Raw genomic sequence first — 20304 nt, forward strand, 5'->3', positions numbered from 1 at the left:
ACCATTTTGTTAAATAAAAAATGGTATGACATTTTAATAAAATATTTAATATTAACAAATGTTATTGCTTTTCGCTTAATTGTTTTATTTAATATAGCTATGAAGTTAATTGATTTCACAAATGAAAAATTCTTGAAAAAATGAAAAGTAAAAAAGAGGGGTAAAAATGAAGCGTTCCGTTCTACAAGATTATCTAGACCAACACTCATTTCCAGTCATTGTTAAGAAAAAGAAAAGCTACTTAACTTACGAAGGTTTGCGTGACTGTCACGCCTACGTTTTAAAAAGTGGTATCATCAAAACAAGCATTATTTCGCATGACGGACGTGAATTTAATTTACGTTATATTAATAACTTAGAGATTGTCTCACTTTTACGTGATGAGTATTCTCAATTTACCGATGCACCTTTCAATATTCGAATTGAATCGGAGACAGCTGAATTATATAAAATTGATCGCGTTCAATTTTGGAAAGATATTAATGAAGACAATGGTTTACAGATGTACGTCAAAGATTATTACCGTGTGCGTTTATTAAATTCAATAAAGAAAATGCAACAAATGCTAATGAATGGAAAATTTGGTGCTGTATGTACTCAAATTTATGAACTGTATGAACTATTCGGTGTTCCTTTTGATGGTGGCTATTTAATTGATTTTATGATTACTAATGAAGAAATTGCCCATTTTTGTGGCATTACCTCCGCTAGCAGTGTCAATCGAATGCTACAACAATTAAAAGATAACCATATCATCGAAATTTATGATCGTAAAATTTTAATTCGTGACCTAGATGCTATTAAAGACAACGTCATTATGTAAAAAAAGACAGCTACTTTTTAACCAAAGTAGTTGTCTTTTTAAAATCGTTTGATTCGCCGAATTATCAACACAAGGAAGAAAATCAGAATCAACGATAAAATAATCAAAATGAGCCAATCATATGGTTTACCAAATGTTGGTAACGTAATATTCATCCCGTAAAAACCGGTAATAACCGTAGGAATCGCTAAAGCTAACGACCAAACTGTTAAAATCCCCATCGTATCATTTAAATTATTATTCATAATACTATCAAAAATCTGGGTGATTTTATCTACCACCTCAGACTCTAATTGTACCATATGCTTCAACTGATTAGCTTCAATAATGACATCTTCAAGCTGTTCTCTTTCCGTGTCTTTTAAATTCTGACCAACTGGAGACTCTAAAAAATCAGTCATCGCATCAAGATTACTTTTCGCTGCGTTATTAAAATAAGTTAATGTTTGTTGGAGATATGACAAATCAAGTAAGTTTTTATTGGTCATATGCTTTGGCAGTAGCTCATCTAAGCGATGACGCTCTTTGATAAGCGTTTTGACTGTGGTCATAAAACCGGCAAATAATCCGTATAAACTAGTCAATAAAAAATTATTAACTGTCATCTCTTGCTTACTCCAAGTTCGCATTTTCTCAAATTCTTGATTGACGACTACCGACTCCAAAGTATTAAAAGTTACAATACGATTTCCTTTAATTAAAAAGCTGACAGGTCTTGTCGTGTAACGAAGTGGTGAGTCTAATTGGATAGGCATATGCATAATTAATAATTTAAACCCAGTAATTTCATCATTATCGAAGCTGCTCTGCTCATAAATATCGGTAACATAGTTAATGATTTCTGGCGGAATTTGGTACATGCCTTGTAATGTTTTTTTCTCACTATCGCTTAAACTACGTGTTTCTACCCAGCGAACTTTTTGCTCCATGTTGTGCTCTAATATCATCCAACACCCTCCACTTTTCATTACACCATTGTACTATGTTTAAAAACTTTAACTGATGATGTTGCCGAAAATTTTAATTTCTCATGATAACAACGAACCCAACTTAACAACTAGGTGATAAATCTAATCGTTGAGCCCACAGTGGTTTTTTCAACTTCAAAAGATGAGGTGAACGTGCCCAATAATCTAGAACTGCTGCCACACATAAACAAAGTTCTGTGTGTTCCTCATTTTCTATAGCTATTCGATAAAAATTGCCTTTTGTTAACACTACTTTATCTACAGTCATAATTAATTTATTTAAATAATAAACTTTATATTGACTCTGTTGGCTTCCGACAATTAGCCAACGTAATCCTCGAACAATATAAACATCTTTCGGAAAACGTAATACGCGACTCATGTAACCAACTAATTGATGGTTTTCAAACAAATCAAATTGTTGGATTAGGGAAAAACTTTTTTGTTTCACGCTCGCAAGTATCGTACCATTCAAATGATAAATACTTAACGAATCGCCTTTCACTCCCCAACGACCAACCATCAAATAACGAATTTTTTGTTGTTCGTCAGTGACGACCGTACGTACGTTAGCGGATAAAATGTCTTGATGTATGTAAAATGTTGTCATGTTCTCAACTTCCTTTACAACAATCCTCCTATGTATCTTACCGACTAATGATTTTCCTTAAAGTTAACCGTTCTACAAATCTTCTTCTATGGCACGCAATATTGCCTTGCCAACACCGTCATTCACATTGGTTTCTGCAAGATACTTCGCCGTAGCTTTTACTTCTGGCTCAGCATTCCCCATCGCAAAACTGACACCTACCATTTCTAACATCGATATATCATTATGGTTATCCCCAATTGCCATAACATCTTGCATTGAAATACCTAACATATCAGCAACGTGCTTAACTGCATAACCTTTTCTTGCATCACGGTGATTAATTTCTAGGTTATTTGAAAATGAAGACGTCACATAAATATTAGGATTTTGCTTAAGTTGCTCCCCGATTGGACCTAAGACTGCTTGTCCCTTGTCACTAAATGTGATAATTTTAAGCACTTCAATACTTGAATCATTGAAGATAGTGTCATATGAATCCACATAGGTTACTTGTAGCATATCAAGATGCGCAGACGCCATTGCGATAGCCATTTTAAATGTAATGTGAGGAATATTTTGAGCAACTAATGATGCGAAATTTTCTAGTCGTTCAGCTTGACTATCAGCATAAACACCATTACTAGTCATTAATTCAAAATACAAGCCATGCTCTTTTAAGACAGTAATCACTTCTTGAACCACATCAGGTGCTAGACCAACTGTGAATAGTAACTTACCATCTTTATCAAACGCTTGCGCACCATTACCAGTAATCATGCCACATTTAATCCCCGCTTCTTCCAAAGCTGGACGTGCTTCTGTATGGTCACGGCCAGTGGCAACCATGAATTCAATCCCTTGTTTCTGAGCTTCTAAAACCGCTAATTTATTCCCTTCAGAAATGTTCAAGTGGGATGATAATAATGTCCCATCCATATCTGATGCAATTAATTTAATCATATAGGGCCTCCTAAAATTGTGTTACTTTTATTCTAACATTTTTTTATACCTCTGACACGTTTGTTTTGTCGTCAATCTTGACTGTTCACTTTGAAGCGACTAGGCTAAGAGTAACTACTTTTTAGGAGGCAAAAAAATGAACTTAGTTTTACCTAGTACTTGGCAAGAACAACTCGATAAAAATTGTCAATTGACCGATACTTTAAATGACCTTGGTAACTTTCTCGATGATGAATATACAAAACAAACCATTTTTCCTGCAAAAGAAAATTTATTTACTGCACTAGAATTGACACCATTTGATAAAGTTCAAGTCGTCATTTTAGGTCAAGACCCTTATCATGGACCAAATCAAGCCCATGGATTAAGTTTTTCTGTCCAACCAGGAGTGCCAATTCCTCCATCACTTAGAAATATCTATCAAGAACTAGAATCCGACTTGGGTTACTCACCAGTATCTCATGGTTACTTAAACGATTGGGCAAAACAGGGCGTCCTACTTTTAAATACTGTATTAACAGTCCGTCAGGGTCAAGCTCACTCCCATCGTAACAAAGGTTGGGAAAAAGTAACGGACTGTCTAATTAGTTCCCTAAGTAAGCGTGATGATCCCGTTATTTTTGTTTTATGGGGCAAACCTGCACAACAAAAAATTAAACTAATCGATACAACAAAGCATCTTATTTTAAGTGCCCCACACCCAAGCCCATTGTCAGCTTATCGTGGTTTTTTTGGCTCAAAACCTTTTTCAACAATTAACCGACTTTTGAAACAACAAAATAAGAAAACAATCGTTTGGAAACTTTCTGAAACTGTTCTATAACAAAAATAAAACTGTTTCAGTTTATACAATGTTTTTTAAAATTGCTACATACAATTCTCATTTTTTCTAAAAAAACAGACAAATTTACTGTTTTTTTTTTCTGATTGCGGTATCATAGATATAGATTTTGATTACTTATAAATGTGAGGAGTTTTTTTAGTGGAATTATTTGATGGTTTAAAACAAAATATTGCAGGGAAAAAAATTAGTATTGTCTTCCCTGAACCAACTGACATTCGTGTGTTGGGGGCTGCTGTTCGTCTGAAATCTGATGATTTAGTTGAACCAATCTTAGTTGGAAATCCTGAGACAATCAAAGAATTAGCAGGAACTCGTGGTTTAGCTGTTGATAACTTGGAAATTATCGACCCTAAATCATACCCTAAATTTGATGAAATGGTTCAATCCTTCATCGAACGACGTAAAGGTAAAGCAACTGAAGATCAAGCACGTGCTATCTTAATGGATGAAAACTACTTTGGTACAATGTTAGTCTACATGGACTTAGCTGATGGCTTAGTAAGTGGCGCTATTCACTCAACTGGTGACACAATTCGTCCTGCTTTACAAATTGTTAAAACAAAACCAGGGGTTAGTCGTACAAGTGGTGCCTTCTTAATGGTTGGTAACCGTGATTCAGAAAAATATATTTTCTCTGACTGTGCAATCAATATTAACCCAGATGCTCAAGCATTAGCAGAAATCGCAGTAGAAAGTGCTAAAACAGCTGAAATTTTTGGCATCGATCCTAAAGTAGCACTATTAAGCTTTTCAACAAAAGGTTCAGCTAAATCTGAAGAAGTAACTAAAGTTGTGGAAGCAACACGTATTGCAAAAGAATTAGCACCTGATTTAGCTTTAGATGGTGAATTACAATTTGACGCATCTTATGTGCCATCTGTTGCACAACAAAAAGCACCTGGCTCAGCTGTTGCTGGTCAAGCGAATGTCTTTGTCTTCCCTGAAATTCAATCAGGTAACATTGGCTATAAAATTGCACAACGTTTAGGTAACTTCCAAGCAATTGGGCCAATCTTACAAGGATTAAACAAACCAATTTCTGACTTATCTCGTGGATGTAATGAAGAAGATGTTTACAAATTATCAATTATTACTGCATCTCAAACATTACAAAGCAAATAATTCATAAATTCTATCCAGACTACGCTTAGGCGTGGTCTTTTTTTACCTAAAAACGACTTATTAATGCAAACAATTCAATCGGGACATAGCTTTTTTTTTCGTCTCACGGTATACTTTATCTAAATAATTGACGAGGTGTTTGTATGGAAAAATTACAACTAACTACAAATCAAGACACACAACAACTAGCCAACGATATCGCTCACTTTTGCCAGAGTGGTGATGTGATTATCCTGACGGGTGATTTAGGTGCAGGTAAAACAACTTTTACAAAAGGCTTTGCTAGTGGCCTAGGAATTGAACAAATGATTAAAAGCCCAACCTACACACTTATTCGTGAGTACGATACAGGGCGTTTACCTTTATATCATATGGACGTCTACCGTCTAACTGAAGGAGCTAGCGATTTAGGTTTAGAAGATTACTTTGAAGGCGACGGTATCTGTGTTGTCGAATGGGGGCAATTAATAAAAAATGAAATCGATGTGCCCTTTTTAGAGTTCTTTTTAGATAAAGTTTCAGATACCGTCCGTGATTTTAGGATTGAAGCATCGTCAGAGACTATCGAAGACTATCGACAACAGTTACTGGCATACTTAACCGAAAAAGGTTGGATCTTCAAGCATGACTAATCAAGAGTACACCATCATTTTAAGAGAAGCAGTCCCTAGTGATGCACAAGAGGTACTGACACTCGTTACTGAATTAAATCAAGAAACGCCTTATTTATTAGTCAATCGTCAGGCTTTAACTCTCACTAAGGAAGACATGGCCACTGAAATCGAACAAATTTATCACCTGCCAAATCAGCTAATTTTATTGGCATTAGATAATAATAGACCAATAGGAATTGCTACTGTCACCACTGATTCTGATCCAGCAATTAGCCATATTGGTGAAATTGGTATCAGTATCAAGCAAGACTTTTGGGGCATCGGTCTTGGAACTGCTATGATAACTGAATTAATCGACTGGGTGGAACATTATCAAAAAATCAAACGGCTAGAAATAAAGGTCCAAAATCGCAATCAGCGTGCGATTGCTCTCTACCAAAAATTAGGCTTCGAAACGGAAGGAACGATTCGAGCTGGAATTAAAATTGAACACGATGAATTTTGCGATGTTCTGCTGATGAGTCGTTTATTTTAAAGTGGTTACCCAATCCCTAATATAAAAATAGACCGCTATGACATGTTTTGTAAAACGTCATAGCGGTCTATTTGATTTATATTTTTTTGACCAATTTTTTTAATGGTTCAACACCATATGTTTTCTCTTGTGCCAGTAAAATTGATGCACACGCTAAACTATCATCTAATGCATGGTGATGATTTTCAAGTGGAATATCTAAATAATCACAGACCGTGTTTAACTTGTGATTAGCTAACTTCGGATACAATTTTCGACTCGTTCGCACTGTACAAAGCGATAAGAAATGAGCGGGTGCTAGTTGATACTTGTCTAAACAGTTTAGTAAAACCCGATTATCAAACGCAGCATTATGTGCTACCACTAAATGATTTGGCTCAAAATAGTGCTGAATATCCGGCCAAATGTCGGCAAATGTTGGGGCAGCACTAACGTCTTTTGCCTCAATACCATGAACTTGAATATTGCGCCAATGAAAGTCCGTTTGTGGATTAATTAATGTATAATATTCACCCACAATACGATTATGTTTGACCATCACTAAAGCTAATGAGCAAGCACTATGTGCCTCATGATTCGCCGTTTCAAAATCCATTGCAATAAAATTCACCTGTTTCCCCCTACTTCCGTCTTGACGAATTACCTTTGCTAGTTTTACGACGTTTAGATACAGTCTTATCTCGATTCTTTGAGCGAGGACTCGACTTAGTCTTGGCAGATTTCATTTCAGAATCAATCAACTGATCCAAATAATCATCTTCATAGGCCTCATTCACACGTTTTTTTGATTTTTTCACTGTTTTAGTCTGATGTTTCCGATTTTTCTTAGAATGACGTTTTTTAGCAGCTAATTTCTCTTCTGCTTTGACTTTCTTAAGATACCATAAATACAAACCAACACAAATTAAAGCAAGAGCAATAAGTCCCAACAACGTCCATAGCCAAATAAGACTTTTTTTAGGTGTCTTTGGCGCTTTATAGCTTGCCTCCGAAATCTTCGCATTTGTATCACTTGTTGTAGTTGTAGTACTTGTTGTAGTAGTTGTGGTGTCAGTCGTAGTCGAATTGGAACTATTTTTTTGACTAGTTGCATTAGTCGATTCATCTGATTTTTTACTTGATGCAACTGCTCGCTCCGTTGTGGCGCCAGCACTTTCTTTATCAGTTTTTGTCTCCGATGTCTCAATCGTATTTTTTTCAAAATTAAACCGCACATCAGTTGACTTATCTCCTTCAGCATCTAAGACTGTAATGACAGATTGTTTAGTATTAGATGGGACTGGAAACTCGAACTCGCCTTTATCATTAGCGACAACAGCTCCTGCCACATTATCTAGCCAGACATTCGCATTAGGTGCTGTTTTACCAGTAATGACTTGACGATCTTTGTTGTATGACAAATCACTGATGAGCGGTTGATTATTGCTACTAGCAGCGACTGTCCGAATCGTACTTAAATTGATGATTAAACCGAGAAAACAAATTACACCAACTATTTTAATAATTTTTTTCATAGCGACTCCTTTCTAATCTAAGTCTAATTCAACCGGACAATGGTCACTGCCCATGATATCCGATAAAATTTTAGCATCACGTAATCTAGGTTTTAAACTGTCGGAAACACAAAAATAATCAATCCGCCAGCCAGAATTATTCGCGCGAGCATTAAAGCGGTAATTCCAGTAAGTATAAGCACCTGTTAAATCCGGATAAAAATAGCGGAATGTATCAATAAAACCACTAGCCAATAACTCTGAAAATTTTTCGCGCTCTTGATCTGAAAAACCTGGACTTTGACGATTACTTTTTGGATTTTTTAAATCGATTGGTGTATGAGCGACATTCAAATCACCACATAAAACAACCGGTTTACTCAATTCTAAGTGTTTAAGGTACGCTAAAAAGTGTGTTTCCCAAGCCATCCGGTGGTCTAAACGTTTTAATTTAGGCTGCGAGTTAGGTGTATAACATGTGACTAAAAAAAAGCTATCGTATTCTGCTGTAATCACACGACCCTCAGTATCCATTTCCTCTACATCAAGCCCATAGGTAACCGTCAGTGGTTCCGTTTTCGAAAAAAATTGCCGTTCCGGAGTAACCTTTTTTATCGGCATAATTCCAATACTGATAGTAATTAGGTAAGTCAAGTTCAATTTGTCCAGCTTGAACTTTTGTTTCTTGTAAACAAATCATATCGGCATCTAACTCTTTAACAATCTCTAGAAAACCTTTATCGACGATTGCTCGAATCCCGTTTGCATTCCATGATAGTAACTTCATTTTTTTATCTCCTATGCTTGATTTTTCAAAACCACTAATTTGTCTTGTCTTCATTTTACCATATATTTTATAAACATAAAAAGACACAATTAATTTAGGTATCTTCGCTTTTAATGTCTTAGGTGTACCTACTTTAAGGAACTTATGTTAAAATGAGAGCACTAGAAAAAGACGCAGAAGGGACTTTTTGAATTGGATCAACAACATATTTCAACTCACTTATCGCATGTAACATACTTATTAAATGAACCATTATCACATTATACTTATACAAAGACTGGCGGACCGGCAGATGTCTTATTCTTTCCAAAGTCAGCTCAAGAGGTAAAAGATATCATTGATTACTGTAATCAAGAAGACATAGAATGGTTGTGTTTAGGAAACTCAAGCAACCTAATCGTTAAAGATGGCGGTATCTCTGGCTTTGTCATTATGCTAACAGATATGAATGCTATTCAAGTCGATGGTACAACAATTACTGCTGAAGCAGGGGCTAAGCTAATTGATACAACCTATGTTGCTTTAGAGCATGATTTAACTGGATTAGAGTTTGCTTGTGGCATACCTGGTAGTATTGGCGGCGCTGCTTATATGAATGCTGGCGCATACGGTGGTGAATTAGTCGATGTCTTTGATTCTTGTGAGGTTATTTTAGCAGATGGTACCATTCAAAAAATGACGAAAGATGATCTTGATTTTTCTTATCGTCATAGTAAATTCCAAGAATTAAAAGCAATTGTCTTGTCGGTAACTTTTAATTTAGAAAAAGGTGACCACGACTTAATTAAAGCACGTATGGCTGAGCTAACGTATCTTAGAGAATCGAAACAGCCACTGGAATACCCATCATGTGGTAGTGTCTTTAAACGTCCCGAAGGTCATTTCACCGGAAAACTTATTCAAGATGCTGGTTTACAAGGTCTTGTCTGGGGCGGCGCTCAAATTTCTGAAAAACATGCTGGCTTTATTGTCAATATCAATCAAGCAACTGCTACCGACTATATTGAGTTAATTCAACACATTCAACACACAATTTTGGAAGAATTTAACGTCACCTTAGAAACCGAAGTCCGTATTATCGGACGAGACTAAAAAACTAACCTAACTCCATTAATTTGAAGTTGGGTTAGTTTTTATTTTGTTTCAGTATTTATCACAAATAATGATTTTTGTTTGCCGTAAATTGAGGTATCAAAATTGCACGCATAAGCTAGACAGAGCGCAATGAAGAAGTACGGTAATAATTCATACCCAAATACTTCACAGCCAATAATAATTGGTGCAATAAACGTGTTCGTCGCACTACTAAAGACACCAACATAACCAATAGCCACTGCAAATGGAATAGGTAAGCCGAATAATGGCGCAAGTATAGCACCTAATGAGCTACCAATCGCAAAAAGTGGTGTCACTTCCCCACCTTGAAAACCGACTGCGAGGGTTAAGACTGTTAGACCAAGTTTCAATAGAAAATCATAAGAATAAATCGTTTCTTGTTGGACAGCTGCTGTAATTAGATTCGATCCTAAGCCCGAATAGCGACCTTGATGTAAGACTATCATTAGAGCAGCAATCAGTAATCCACCAATAAAGATTCGTTTGTAACGATTGGCTATTAGTCCCCCAGCCCATTTTTTTCCATACTTTAAACTTAAACTAAATAAAAAGCCGACTAATCCAAATAAAATACCAATGCCAATAAGTTTCAAACCTGTTACTAAAGTTAAATCTGGAATATCAATAATCACATAACTAAATTTTTCTAGCCCAAGTTTATTTGACATCATAGCCGCTGTAAATGAAGCAATTGTTGCTGGTAGCATTGATTTATAATCGATACGCCCAACTACGAAAATTTCTAATGCAAAAAAAATTGCCGCAATTGGCGTTTGAAATAGACTAGCAAATCCTGCTGCCATACCTGTCACTAAAATAATTTGACCTAACCGATACTCTTTAATTCGTTTTCCTAGTACCTTACTACCTAACCAATGAGATAACGTTCCACCAATTTGAATCGCTACACCCTCACGTCCCGCACTCCCACCAAAGAGATGTGTCATCCATGTACTCACGATGATGATTGGGATTAAGCGTAATGGGATTGTTTCTTGCGTCCCAAAATTAACATCAAACATTAAACTCATTCCTTGTCGACTACGACTACCATAACGACTATACAACAACTCAATCACTAATCCCGCAAATGGTAAAAAACCAATTAAATAAAGAAAATACTCCGCTCGCCATTCGCTGACCAAAAGTAAACCTTTACCAAAAAAAACTTCTAAAATACCAATCCCCACGCCCATCACTAACCCAAATAAACTTAAGAATAGTAAGTCCTGACCTTTTCGCCTTATTTCCACATTCTCCACTCCAATAGAATTCTTATTTAAAAATAGTGCTAGTTGTTATGCCATACGTCTTTCATTTTAAACCTTTCATAATATGTAATGCAACTTTTCACAAGGATTTCTCGCAGTCTTTTTCAATATTTCATTAAATGTTTTTTATTTTTAAAAAAAGGAGTTATATTTAAACAATTTTACGTAACTTATGGTATGATTTTTATACAAAGAGTCTATCAATGACTAATAATCATCTACTTATTATAGGAGGGACCTCACATGATCCATAAAAAAATACACCATTATGTAGAAAAAAAAGAAACAATGTACCACGAACTAAGCGACCATATTTGGGATTTAGCCGAAACTAAATTTCATGAACAGGAATCTGCTCAAGCAATTATTGCCATTTTGATTGATGAAGGCTTTACTGTTGAGACCCACATTGGTGGTATTGAAACTGCCTTTGTCGCCACTTATGGTACAACTGGACCCCAAATCGGCTTCCTCGGTGAATACGATGCCTTACCCGATTTGTCACAAAAATCAGGCTCAACCCAACAAGAAATGAATCCCGAATCTGACTCAACAAGCGGACACGGTTGTGGTCACAATCTCTTAGGGACTGCCTCACTTGCCGCTGCTATCGCGACTCGTGACTACGCTATAGAGCACAATATTGATGTTGTGGTTAAGTACTTTGGCTGTCCAGCTGAAGAAGGTGGCTCAGGTAAAACCTTTATGGTGCGTGCTCACGCATTTGACGGCCTTGATATGGCACTCTGCTGGCATCCAGGAACAGATAATGCCATTATTGGTGCACCAACTCTAGCAAATATTCAAGCTGCGTTTGAATTCAAAGGAAAAAGTTCGCATGCTGCCAACTCACCAGAAATGGGCCGAAGCGCACTCGATGCTATGGAACTTATGAATGTTGGAGCGAACTATCTTCGTGAACACGTCACACCAGAAGCTCGTTTCCACTATGCGATTTTAGATGGCGGTGGCCTTTCTCCAAGTGTCGTGCAATCACATGCCAAAGTCCTCTACTTAATTCGAGCACCAAAAGTCTATCAAGTGAAAGAAATCTATGACCGCATTTGTAAAATTGCTGAAGGTGCTAGTCTAATGACCGAGACAGAAGTTGTCGTTCACTTTGATAAAGCTTGCTCCAACTATATGCCAAATAAAGTGTATTCTGAAATTATGTCAAAATGTATGATGGAAATCGGGGCACCTAAATTTGACCAAGAGGATTGGGATTATGCCCAAAAAGTCTATGATAACTTAACTGAAGATGAAAAAAAATTCCGTATGGTACCGCCAATTGGACCAGTCGAAAAGAAATTAATTGTCGAAAATGCGGGAAAACCGCTAGCTGATTTTGTCTATCCATACAACCCGATGATGGCAAACCTAATCGTCCCTGGCTCTTCTGATGTCGGTGATGTCAGTTGGGTCGTTCCTACTGCACAATGTTTAATTGCGACTGAAGTCCAACATACGTCAATGCACTCTTGGCAATGGGTAGCTAATGGTAAATCTGGTATTGCCAAAAAAGGCATGCTCCAAGCAGCAAAAGTCTTAGCTGCCACCGCAGTTACCGTATTAGAACACCCAAGTTATATAGAAGAAGCCAAAGCGGAATTAAAAGCTATTACTGACCAAACTCCTTATCAAAATCCAATTCCTGAAGAGGTTAAACCGAATAGTCTTGATTTTTAACGTCATATTTAATCAGAAATAATAGATAAAAAAGAACTCCAATTTGAGGGGTTCTTTTTTATAAAGTTTAATTATGGAATGGCAACACTTTTTTGACAAATATTATAAGGTGTCAAAACATTGGTACTGTTATCCGATTACCCTTGACCATGAGCCTCTCAAACTGTGACTCTTTCGCGGTGTGTTGACTTATAAAAATCAACCCGCTATCTCACACGTATCACAGTTTGACTCATCCTCAAGGGAAGCTATCGCTAATCTCTGAGCTCTGATACTAAGCGGAGTGACATAATTCAATGCTCCGTGTATTCTGAAATGATTCCACCAATGAACATAGTCATAAAGAGCCATAGATAATTCTTTTAGTGTCTCAAACTGATTGGGATAAACGAACTCTGCTTTAAAGGATTTATAAGTTGACTCGGCGACGGCATTATCCCAGGGATTTCCTTTTCTACTCAACGATCGCTTGATATTAAATGTATTTAGTATGGTATCAATCACTTGGTTATCAAATTCTTTTCCTCTATCAGTATGAAACAACTGAATGTTTGTTAAGGCGTACGGAATCGTATAAAATGCCTGTTTAACTAATTCGGCATCTTTTGATGCCCCACAACTAAATCCAATGATTTCTCGATTAAATAAATCAAGAATTAAACAGACATAGTGCCAACGATTGCCAACCTTGACATAAGTTAAATCGGCGACAACTTTTTCTAATGGCATAACGGAGTTAAAATGACGTTTTAATTGATTGGTTATTTTAGACTCATTCACATTAGAAGATACCACCTTAAAATAAGCTTTCGTATACACAGAAACGAGGTTTCTGTGTCGCATAATCCTTCTAATTTTTCTTCTACTGAGAATGATGCCTTCTAAACTAAGTGCTTTTTTTATTTTACGAGCGCCATAAGCTTTTTTATTTTGGCGAAAAATCATTTCCACAATTTCTTCTAGTTCACTTTCTAGTAATGGCTTCTTTTCCTGATAATAGTAAGTTTGTCTTGATATTTTAAGGACTCGGCACATCGCTGATATAGAATATTTATGTTTGTTGGCTTTAATTACTTGCCTTTTCGTCCGAATATCAGCGCCGCTTGCTTTAAAATATCATTTTCCATTTCAAGCATTTTAAGTTCTTTTCTGAGTTTGATTAATTCCTTTTGTTCAGGTGTTAAATTATCTTTTTCTTTGAATGAACCTGTGGTTGTTCCTTGTTTTACCCACCTATCAAAAGTTGAAGGAGTTAACTCATAGTCACGAATAATATCTATTCTAGGTTTTCCTGATTGGTAAAGATCTACCATTTGTTGTTTAAATTCTTTGGTAAAAGTTCTTCTTGGTTTACGTTCTAACATGACATTTCCTCCAGTGTGTTTTCTTATTCTCATCACACCTTATTTTTTCTGTCTAGTCAAGTGTAGCCTATCCATTACTTATCTCGAGTATAAACATAGCTAAATGTTCATTTACATTCTCCTATCCTTTAATGACCTGTTGACCTAAAAACTAGCCAAAAAAATACAGTCACTTATTCCGATAGGTTTATCGAAAAAATAACTGCTCAGTATTTATTGTTTCCTAATTCACAAGTTTCCAACTACCCTAAAAATTTTTGAATTGTTTCGCTCTATTTTGATATAAAAAAAACGATTATCCCTACCATTACAGTAGCAATACCAGATAAAAATTGGCCAATTCCAGAAGCTTGACCAGTTAAAATAAAATCAACTAGTCCTTTAATTTTTTTATTATTTTTAAAATCTGTTTTAATTCTATAAACTCCCCAAGCTGTTAATAAACTACCAAATAGTATTAAAATGATACTAGGCATTACAATCATTCCTTTCTTTTTTTAATATAACAAATATTTAATACTTTTAAATGGTACTAAAGACAGATTTTATTATTTTTTTTATAATAAATTATTTATTTTATAAATGCTATTTATTTATTTTAAATAACAAAATTAATTTAATTATGTACTCTAAACCTATCAAAATCCCCCTAATTATCATATACTATCTGACCTACTACCTATTAAAACTTAAACCAATACCGATTAACCCACTTATTAGCGACTACATCATATAGCTTGTTTTCTAACAGATCCCTATTCGTTAAAATAATGCGATTTGAGCCTATATTACTCTCATCACAAGTAACTAAAATTTGACTTAAATCTATCTTTTCCGCTTCTTTAAGTGTGGCCTTTAATATCGCTTTCCCATAACCTTTTTGTCTTTCAGACAAACAAATCACGTGCCAAATATACCCACCATCAGGAAGTTTAATAAGCATAATAGAATCTAAAATAGGACGTCCATTTAATCTATCATACTTATCTTTGGCAAGTAGATAAATAAAATTAAAATCTACATCTTTGTCCAATTCTTTCAAAAGAGGTTCCTTTGAAACTAAAGCCTCTAAAGAATAAAAACCGATTGAAGCACGTTTACTCACATCTTATTTTTTCCACATTAAAGCCAACTCTTTTACTGCATTTTACCAATAAAAAAAAGACAAAGTATCGAAATTAATCAATATTTTGTCTACAGTTTGAAGCACGTTTTATAAAACTTGATTTTTATTTATTCTAAACAATACTATCATTCACTATCATTTCTATTCATAAAATTCATCTTGCTCCCTCGCTTCTTCTAGTTCCCAATCATCTAATATATGATCCCAGTCTTCTACATTACCTTCTGTAATAATCACATCTTCTGGTTCTACCTTAGATGTAACAGACGGATTAGTGACTTCTTGTTTTACCTCACTACTTTCAATTATCTTTTCTTCTTCAGGATAAGCATCTTCATACTCGATATTATAATAAGTTCGATATGATTTTATTCCTATCAGATTATTTTCTTCAGACACTAGTTGCAGTCGAAATTCATCCTCTATCACAGTGACATTGTCTGAAAATTTAAGTTCTACAACTCCTGTCAACTCTCCTGTGGTCTCATCATAAGTAACTTCTTTTAATGGATAAAAATAAAAATAAACTTCATCTGCATTCACACGAAATCGATTTAATTTTAATTCTTTCTTTAGAGGATATTCATCTTCTTCTTCTGAGTCCTTCAAAAATAATTGAAAGGTTACTAAAAACTTCTGTCCATTTTTAAGACGATATCTTTTTTGTGGCTCTTCAGACTCATCAAGCTCACTTTTTTCTCGAATAATCTCATTTCCATCACTGTCTTTAAAAGAATATAATTTAGCAGCGTATTTTAATTTCTCTTGTTTCTTCGCATATTCTTCATTTTCTTTTTCTCGTTTCATAGCTTCTTGTTCTTCTGTTGTTGGTATACTACCCGCAGTTAACATGACAATCGTAAAAACAATCGCTACGAGCCACCCAATCCCCTTGTAACGTTCTGATTCACAAAACAGAGCATAAATAAAAAATAAGCCTAACGGTAAAAATGGATTCATTAAATACCCCGTGAACATATATATAAATAAAATTCCTACAAACATTAAAATAACAAAAAACCATAAACTATATAAAATGGCCATTGTATCAGCAATATTTTGGAAAAACTTCCTTGTAAAATTCATTCATAAACTCCCAACAAACATTTTTTTATAATTATAGAAAATAAGTGACACGTCTTAGCGTTTCACTTTTTGATCTTCCACAACTGCACCCATTTTATCGAAAGCGAGTGAGTTACCCTCCGAAATACCCAATGATCCGCCACCACCAAACTTAGTATCAACTATCCCATCCATTTAATGGGTCTTTTCCCTTAGCACGTAACTGAGCATTTTTAATACGAATTTCTTCAGATTTCAATAATTTTTTCCCGACCATAAAAATCCCTCCATTTCTTTTTAATTTACAATTACTCAGTAAAAAAGACGTCATACAATTAGTTAAATTTCATCAATCAAATCACTAAAAAAACATGGAATTTATTACAAACAATTCATACTTATACCAACCAAAAATAGCGAAATTTCTATGTTATTTACTACTTAACAGTAACTAAATAACTTTTCCCACTTTGGTTTTTATACATCAGTAATCCTTAAGCATTTTGAAAGTAGTAATCAACATATCATCCAACAAACCATTGACATTAATTTGAAAATATTACTTGTCGTTATCAAAAAAGTCTTCAAGATTAGCATAAAATGATAAATTTTATACTGATAGGCATAATGACTAATTGATTTTTTCCTAATTTTTGCTGACACATATAAAATTAGCAAATTCATTCAATGAGGTTCTTATTATAGACTGACTCTAAACACATCTATCATACGATTTCTCAACGTACCATCAGAATCGATAAAAGCTAACAATTAATGTTGCTTAAAAAAATACCTACCACTATACAACCATTGTCTAATCATTGGAATTACCTTTTAAATACGACAAAGTAGTTATAATTAAGACTATGTTCAAAATATCGGATGAATTCTTCGAATTTTAAGCAAGGGGCTTCAAATGATAGCATAATAGCGCACCTCCGATAGCGTCCAGTTTAATACTATAGCTATTTAATACATACTTTATTTCACTTATCATACCACAACCGAAACTTCTATCAGATAAATCATTCGATAAATGATATAATAATTGTACTATTAATAAAAAATGAAAAGAGGGATTTCTATGTCTGATAACCATGGTATAGTACCAAATATTCCGATACCAACACCCGATTCTCATCAGGACGTACCTAAGGAAATCATTTTAAAAGACAATTTTAATCAAGACCGCTTGAAGCACCTAAACGATGGTCCTATTGGGTTTATTTTACCTGACGAGATAAAAGTCAAAGATAAAAAAGAGAAAGGTCGTATTTAGTTAAAGCATTATAAGACAAAATCACTACTTTTTACATCATTTCACAAAAATAGTATGTCAGCCTAATATATTTTATCTAGTTCACCCTTACTAGTTTATTTTAGTTAAAGGTTTTGATGAATTAATTAATATTTCACTCAATGTACTACTAAATGAAAAGCATGCGACACTTGTTTAAACAAGTATCGCATGCTTCAGATTGAAGACAAACCAGTTGCTCATAAAGGGTAATTGGTTTGTTTTTTTGTATCTTATCATTATTTTTGATAAAATTCCCAAAATAGATAAAAAAATAGAGCCCTTCAGGTCTCTTAATTTAAGCATTTTTGCTAATTTTTTAATGTTAAGGCATGCGAAAGTGAGCCCAATTTTCATGTGCATTTTTTCTTTCCCAATTAAATTAGTGTAACGTAAGCCATGAAATTCTTTTGCCGTTCCAAATAATCGCTCAATTGTTTGTTTTCGATTATTATATATAGCTTTCATTCCAAGGGAATGACGTATGTCTTCACAACGTTCCATATCATTTTCCCATAAATGTCGTTGAATTAATTTCCTCTTTTCTTTTGACTCAGTACAATAGGCAATCAAAGGGCATTGACTACAATCAGACGTATTACTTTTGTATTCACGATATCCGTCTCTGTTAGTTGTTGTATAGCTTAAAATTTTCACATTAGGGCAGATATATTGATCGTAGTATTCATCGTAAACATAATCATGTTTTTTATAAAATCCTTTTTTGGTCATAGGTCTTTTATATGGAAAAATAGGTGTTAAATTATTTTGAAATAATAAATGGGCTATACCAGGTGTTTTGTATCCAGCGTCCATTACTAATTTATCTAAGGTAAAGTGACTTTGTAATTTATTATAGATATCGATGAATGTCCGACTATCATGTTGATTACCAGGATGAGTTGTATATCCTAAAACCCAACCATTCTTGTCACATGCTACTTGTGCAGCATAAGCAAAAACCTGTTTATGCTCTCCTTTATGGAACCAACCACTCTCATCATCTGTTTTACTAATTTTTTTATGTTTTACCTGATTTTCACTTTCCTCTCTTCTTTTTAAGGGCTTTTTTAATCTTTTTTCTCTATCTATTTCAACTTCTTTTTGTAGTGATTCCACATAAAAAAGAGTTTCTTCAGTAACTTCGTTACTTTCATATTTTTTATTATTTGCATGTGCTTTTATATGAGTACCATCAATAAATACTTCAGAAGTATCCACTAATTCAGCTTCAATACACTGTTCTAATATGCCGTAAAATATTTGTTCAAAGATATCTGTACCACGAAATCTTCTAGAATAATTTTTGCCAAAGGTTGAGAAGTGAGGAACAGCATCTTCGATATCCAAACCTAAAAACCAGCGATAAGCCATGTTAACCTCAACATCTTTAATAGTTTGTCTCATACTTTTTATACCATAAAGATACTGAATCAACGGAAGTTTAATTAATAGAACCGGATCTATACTAGGGCGGCCATTTGATTCATCGTATTTATCTTCAACTAACTTATAAATAAAATTAAAATCTACATATTTATCAATATCTCTTAATAGATGTTCCTTGGGAACTAAATCTTCTAGAGAATAAAAACCAATTTGATTACGTTTGCTCATATCTTGTTTTTTTAGCATGGAAGCAACTCCTTTTCTCTATTTTACCAAGAAAAAAAGACAAAGTATCAAATTTTTGATACTTTGTCTACAGTCTGAAGCATGCGACACTTGTTTAAACAAGTATCGCATGCTTTTTTTATTAAAATATTGTTAGTGTCGTATTTTTTCTAAATAGCTACTATCTATCGTTCATAATAACTACTTAACTGAACCTAGCATACCTTGAATAAATTGTTTTTGTAATACAAAGAAAACAATAGCAATTGGTAAAGTCGCAATGACAATCCCTGTCATTAACATGCCATAATCTGGGGTGTAAGAAGCACCCATTGCAGATAAAATTAATGGTAATGTTCGTTTTTCTGGCGATTGAAGGACAACTAATGGCCACAAGTAATTATTCCAACTTCCCATAAATGTAATAATCGCTGCTGCTGCATAGATATTTTTCGCTGTCGGCATATATATTTTAAAGAAAATTGCCAACTCCCCTAACCCATCAATCCGTGCCGCTTCAACTAGTGATTTTGGAAATGACTTAATATTTTGCTTAAATAGAAAAATATTAAAGGCGGTACATACGGATGGAACAATGACACTAAATAATGTATTAATCCCAAATGGTGATGGACTTAGTTTAGAAAACATTGTATAAAGAGGAATCATCATCGCCGAAAAAGGAACCATCATAGATAATAATAAAATGTTAAAAATCCGGTCTTTTTTCTTTGAACGAAAAATTTCGAACCCATATCCAGCCATCGAAGATAATAAAAGAGAAAAAACGGTCGTAATTACTGCAATAATTGCAGAATTAATAATAGCTTGTCTAAAGTCTAAATTATTTTCCAAAAGATTAGTAATATTTGTCCACAATTCGCCACCAATCATTAATTTACCGGCAGTAATATCGACAGTCTTATTCGTCATACCTAAAATCATCCAAATAAACGGAAAGATTGATACAAACGATGCAATAATTAAAAAGATATATTTGATGGTAAGATTAATTTTTTTCAAC

Annotated in this window: 20 protein-coding genes and 1 pseudogene; 8 read left to right on the forward strand and 13 right to left on the reverse strand. The window is 34.4% G+C overall.

The features are described 5' to 3' along the window. Positions 1-166: 166 nt before the first annotated feature. The gene (locus tag BW732_RS04790; protein WP_077275716.1) at positions 167-823 is read left to right on the forward strand and encodes a Crp/Fnr family transcriptional regulator; all 657 of its coding nucleotides are present in this window, start codon (positions 167-169) and stop codon (positions 821-823) included. Positions 824-861: 38 nt separating this feature from the next. Here BW732_RS04790 and BW732_RS04795 read toward each other — a convergent pair whose 3' ends face one another. The 3 genes from BW732_RS04795 to BW732_RS04805 all read right to left on the reverse strand — a co-directional run bounded on the left by BW732_RS04795 (position 862) and on the right by BW732_RS04805 (position 3343). Continuing rightward, entirely contained in the window at positions 862-1770 is a 909-nt protein-coding gene (locus BW732_RS04795; protein ID WP_161485517.1) for a magnesium transporter CorA family protein, read from the reverse strand. 103 nt (positions 1771-1873) lie between these two features. Next, entirely contained in the window at positions 1874-2401 is a 528-nt protein-coding gene (locus BW732_RS04800; protein ID WP_077275718.1) for an LURP-one-related/scramblase family protein, read from the reverse strand. 72 nt (positions 2402-2473) lie between these two features. Next, positions 2474-3343 (reverse strand): Cof-type HAD-IIB family hydrolase, encoded by an 870-nt coding sequence (locus tag BW732_RS04805; protein ID WP_077275719.1) that lies wholly within the window; start codon positions 3341-3343, stop codon positions 2474-2476. A gap of 136 nt (positions 3344-3479) precedes the next feature. Between BW732_RS04805 and BW732_RS04810 the strand changes: the two genes are divergently transcribed. The 4 genes from BW732_RS04810 to BW732_RS04825 all read left to right on the forward strand — a co-directional run bounded on the left by BW732_RS04810 (position 3480) and on the right by BW732_RS04825 (position 6458). Then, on the forward strand, positions 3480-4166 hold the full coding sequence (locus BW732_RS04810; protein WP_077275720.1) for a uracil-DNA glycosylase: 687 nt from the start codon (positions 3480-3482) through the stop codon (positions 4164-4166). A 159-nt stretch (positions 4167-4325) separates the two neighbouring features. Continuing rightward, positions 4326-5309 (forward strand): phosphate acetyltransferase, encoded by a 984-nt coding sequence (gene pta / locus BW732_RS04815; protein WP_077275721.1) that lies wholly within the window; start codon positions 4326-4328, stop codon positions 5307-5309. Positions 5310-5452: 143 nt separating this feature from the next. Then, positions 5453-5941 (forward strand): tRNA (adenosine(37)-N6)-threonylcarbamoyltransferase complex ATPase subunit type 1 TsaE, encoded by a 489-nt coding sequence (gene tsaE / locus BW732_RS04820; RefSeq protein WP_077275722.1) that lies wholly within the window; start codon positions 5453-5455, stop codon positions 5939-5941. After that, positions 5934-6458, forward strand: coding sequence for a GNAT family N-acetyltransferase (locus BW732_RS04825; RefSeq protein ID WP_077275723.1), 525 nt, complete (start codon positions 5934-5936; stop codon positions 6456-6458). Before tsaE ends, BW732_RS04825 begins: the two co-directional genes overlap by 8 nt. A 76-nt stretch (positions 6459-6534) precedes the next feature. Here the strand turns inward: BW732_RS04825 and BW732_RS04830 are convergent, their stop codons facing one another. From BW732_RS04830 to BW732_RS04840, 3 genes and pseudogenes are all read right to left on the reverse strand, one after another. After that, positions 6535-7068 (reverse strand): 3'-5' exonuclease, encoded by a 534-nt coding sequence (locus BW732_RS04830; protein ID WP_077275724.1) that lies wholly within the window; start codon positions 7066-7068, stop codon positions 6535-6537. 10 nt (positions 7069-7078) lie between these two features. Further along, complete coding sequence (locus BW732_RS04835) at positions 7079-7972, reverse strand: hypothetical protein (protein WP_077275725.1); 894 nt, start codon at positions 7970-7972, stop codon at positions 7079-7081. A 12-nt stretch (positions 7973-7984) separates the two neighbouring features. Next, a pseudogene (locus tag BW732_RS04840) lies at positions 7985-8738 on the reverse strand (exodeoxyribonuclease III). 192 nt (positions 8739-8930) lie between these two features. Here BW732_RS04840 and murB point away from each other — a divergent pair. Continuing rightward, positions 8931-9830, forward strand: coding sequence for a UDP-N-acetylmuramate dehydrogenase (gene murB, locus BW732_RS04845; RefSeq protein WP_077275726.1), 900 nt, complete (start codon positions 8931-8933; stop codon positions 9828-9830). A gap of 41 nt (positions 9831-9871) precedes the next feature. On the opposite strand, the gene BW732_RS04850 is transcribed toward murB, so the two are convergent. Then, positions 9872-11050 (reverse strand): chloride channel protein, encoded by a 1179-nt coding sequence (locus BW732_RS04850; protein WP_077276865.1) that lies wholly within the window; start codon positions 11048-11050, stop codon positions 9872-9874. A 318-nt stretch (positions 11051-11368) separates the two neighbouring features. Between BW732_RS04850 and BW732_RS04855 the strand changes: the two genes are divergently transcribed. Continuing rightward, a complete protein-coding gene (locus BW732_RS04855) occupies positions 11369-12814 on the forward strand; it encodes an amidohydrolase (protein WP_077275727.1) in 1446 nt (481 codons plus the stop codon). 198 nt (positions 12815-13012) lie between these two features. Here the strand turns inward: BW732_RS04855 and BW732_RS04860 are convergent. From BW732_RS04860 to BW732_RS04875, 4 genes are all read right to left on the reverse strand, one after another. Further along, positions 13013-14178 (reverse strand): IS3 family transposase gene (locus BW732_RS04860; protein ID WP_152023772.1). Its coding sequence is split into 2 segments (ribosomal slippage): positions 13013-13899 and positions 13899-14178, totalling 1167 coding nucleotides; the frame shifts between segments, so codons are not numbered across the junction. A gap of 272 nt (positions 14179-14450) precedes the next feature. Beyond that, the gene (locus BW732_RS04865; protein ID WP_077275728.1) at positions 14451-14654 is read right to left on the reverse strand and encodes a hypothetical protein; all 204 of its coding nucleotides are present in this window, start codon (positions 14652-14654) and stop codon (positions 14451-14453) included. 206 nt (positions 14655-14860) lie between these two features. After that, entirely contained in the window at positions 14861-15283 is a 423-nt protein-coding gene (locus BW732_RS11775; RefSeq protein ID WP_077275729.1) for a GNAT family N-acetyltransferase, read from the reverse strand. 162 nt (positions 15284-15445) lie between these two features. Further along, on the reverse strand, positions 15446-16390 hold the full coding sequence (locus BW732_RS04875; RefSeq protein WP_077275730.1) for a hypothetical protein: 945 nt from the start codon (positions 16388-16390) through the stop codon (positions 15446-15448). A 1063-nt stretch (positions 16391-17453) separates the two neighbouring features. On the opposite strand from BW732_RS04875, the gene BW732_RS04880 reads away from it, so the two are divergent. Continuing rightward, positions 17454-17648: a hypothetical protein gene (locus tag BW732_RS04880; protein WP_077275731.1), complete on the forward strand. Its 195-nt coding sequence runs from the start codon at positions 17454-17456 to the stop codon at positions 17646-17648. A gap of 174 nt (positions 17649-17822) precedes the next feature. Here BW732_RS04880 and BW732_RS04885 read toward each other — a convergent pair whose 3' ends face one another. Together BW732_RS04885 and BW732_RS04890 are read right to left on the reverse strand one after the other, a co-directional pair. Then, on the reverse strand, positions 17823-19301 hold the full coding sequence (locus BW732_RS04885) for an IS1182 family transposase (RefSeq protein ID WP_077275732.1): 1479 nt from the start codon (positions 19299-19301) through the stop codon (positions 17823-17825). 180 nt (positions 19302-19481) lie between these two features. Then, the gene (locus BW732_RS04890; protein WP_228414979.1) at positions 19482-20303 is read right to left on the reverse strand and encodes a carbohydrate ABC transporter permease; all 822 of its coding nucleotides are present in this window, start codon (positions 20301-20303) and stop codon (positions 19482-19484) included. Position 20304 lies beyond the last annotated feature (1 nt).

The sequence above is a fragment of the Vagococcus penaei genome, from assembly GCF_001998885.1.
GTDB classification, from domain to species: Bacteria; Bacillota; Bacilli; order Lactobacillales; family Vagococcaceae; genus Vagococcus; species Vagococcus penaei.

What these genes read in the sequence shown, in the direction of transcription:
- BW732_RS04855 (WP_077275727.1), top strand. Translation starts at nt 11,369, where the DNA reads ATGATCCATAAAAAAATACACCATTATGTAGAAAAAAAAGAAACAATG.
- BW732_RS04800 (WP_077275718.1), bottom strand. Translation starts at nt 2,401, where the DNA reads ATGACAACATTTTACATACATCAAGACATTTTATCCGCTAACGTACGT.
- BW732_RS04805 (WP_077275719.1), bottom strand. Translation starts at nt 3,343, where the DNA reads ATGATTAAATTAATTGCATCAGATATGGATGGGACATTATTATCATCC.
- BW732_RS04825 (WP_077275723.1), top strand. Translation starts at nt 5,934, where the DNA reads ATGACTAATCAAGAGTACACCATCATTTTAAGAGAAGCAGTCCCTAGT.
- BW732_RS04790 (WP_077275716.1), top strand. Translation starts at nt 167, where the DNA reads ATGAAGCGTTCCGTTCTACAAGATTATCTAGACCAACACTCATTTCCA.
- tsaE (WP_077275722.1), top strand. Translation starts at nt 5,453, where the DNA reads ATGGAAAAATTACAACTAACTACAAATCAAGACACACAACAACTAGCC.
- BW732_RS04795 (WP_161485517.1), bottom strand. Translation starts at nt 1,770, where the DNA reads ATGATATTAGAGCACAACATGGAGCAAAAAGTTCGCTGGGTAGAAACA.
- BW732_RS04880 (WP_077275731.1), top strand. Translation starts at nt 17,454, where the DNA reads ATGTCTGATAACCATGGTATAGTACCAAATATTCCGATACCAACACCC.
- BW732_RS04875 (WP_077275730.1), bottom strand. Translation starts at nt 16,390, where the DNA reads ATGAATTTTACAAGGAAGTTTTTCCAAAATATTGCTGATACAATGGCC.
- BW732_RS04835 (WP_077275725.1), bottom strand. Translation starts at nt 7,972, where the DNA reads ATGAAAAAAATTATTAAAATAGTTGGTGTAATTTGTTTTCTCGGTTTA.
- BW732_RS04885 (WP_077275732.1), bottom strand. Translation starts at nt 19,301, where the DNA reads ATGCTAAAAAAACAAGATATGAGCAAACGTAATCAAATTGGTTTTTAT.
- BW732_RS04850 (WP_077276865.1), bottom strand. Translation starts at nt 11,050, where the DNA reads ATGGGCGTGGGGATTGGTATTTTAGAAGTTTTTTTTGGTAAAGGTTTA.
- BW732_RS04810 (WP_077275720.1), top strand. Translation starts at nt 3,480, where the DNA reads ATGAACTTAGTTTTACCTAGTACTTGGCAAGAACAACTCGATAAAAAT.
- BW732_RS04865 (WP_077275728.1), bottom strand. Translation starts at nt 14,654, where the DNA reads ATGCCTAGTATCATTTTAATACTATTTGGTAGTTTATTAACAGCTTGG.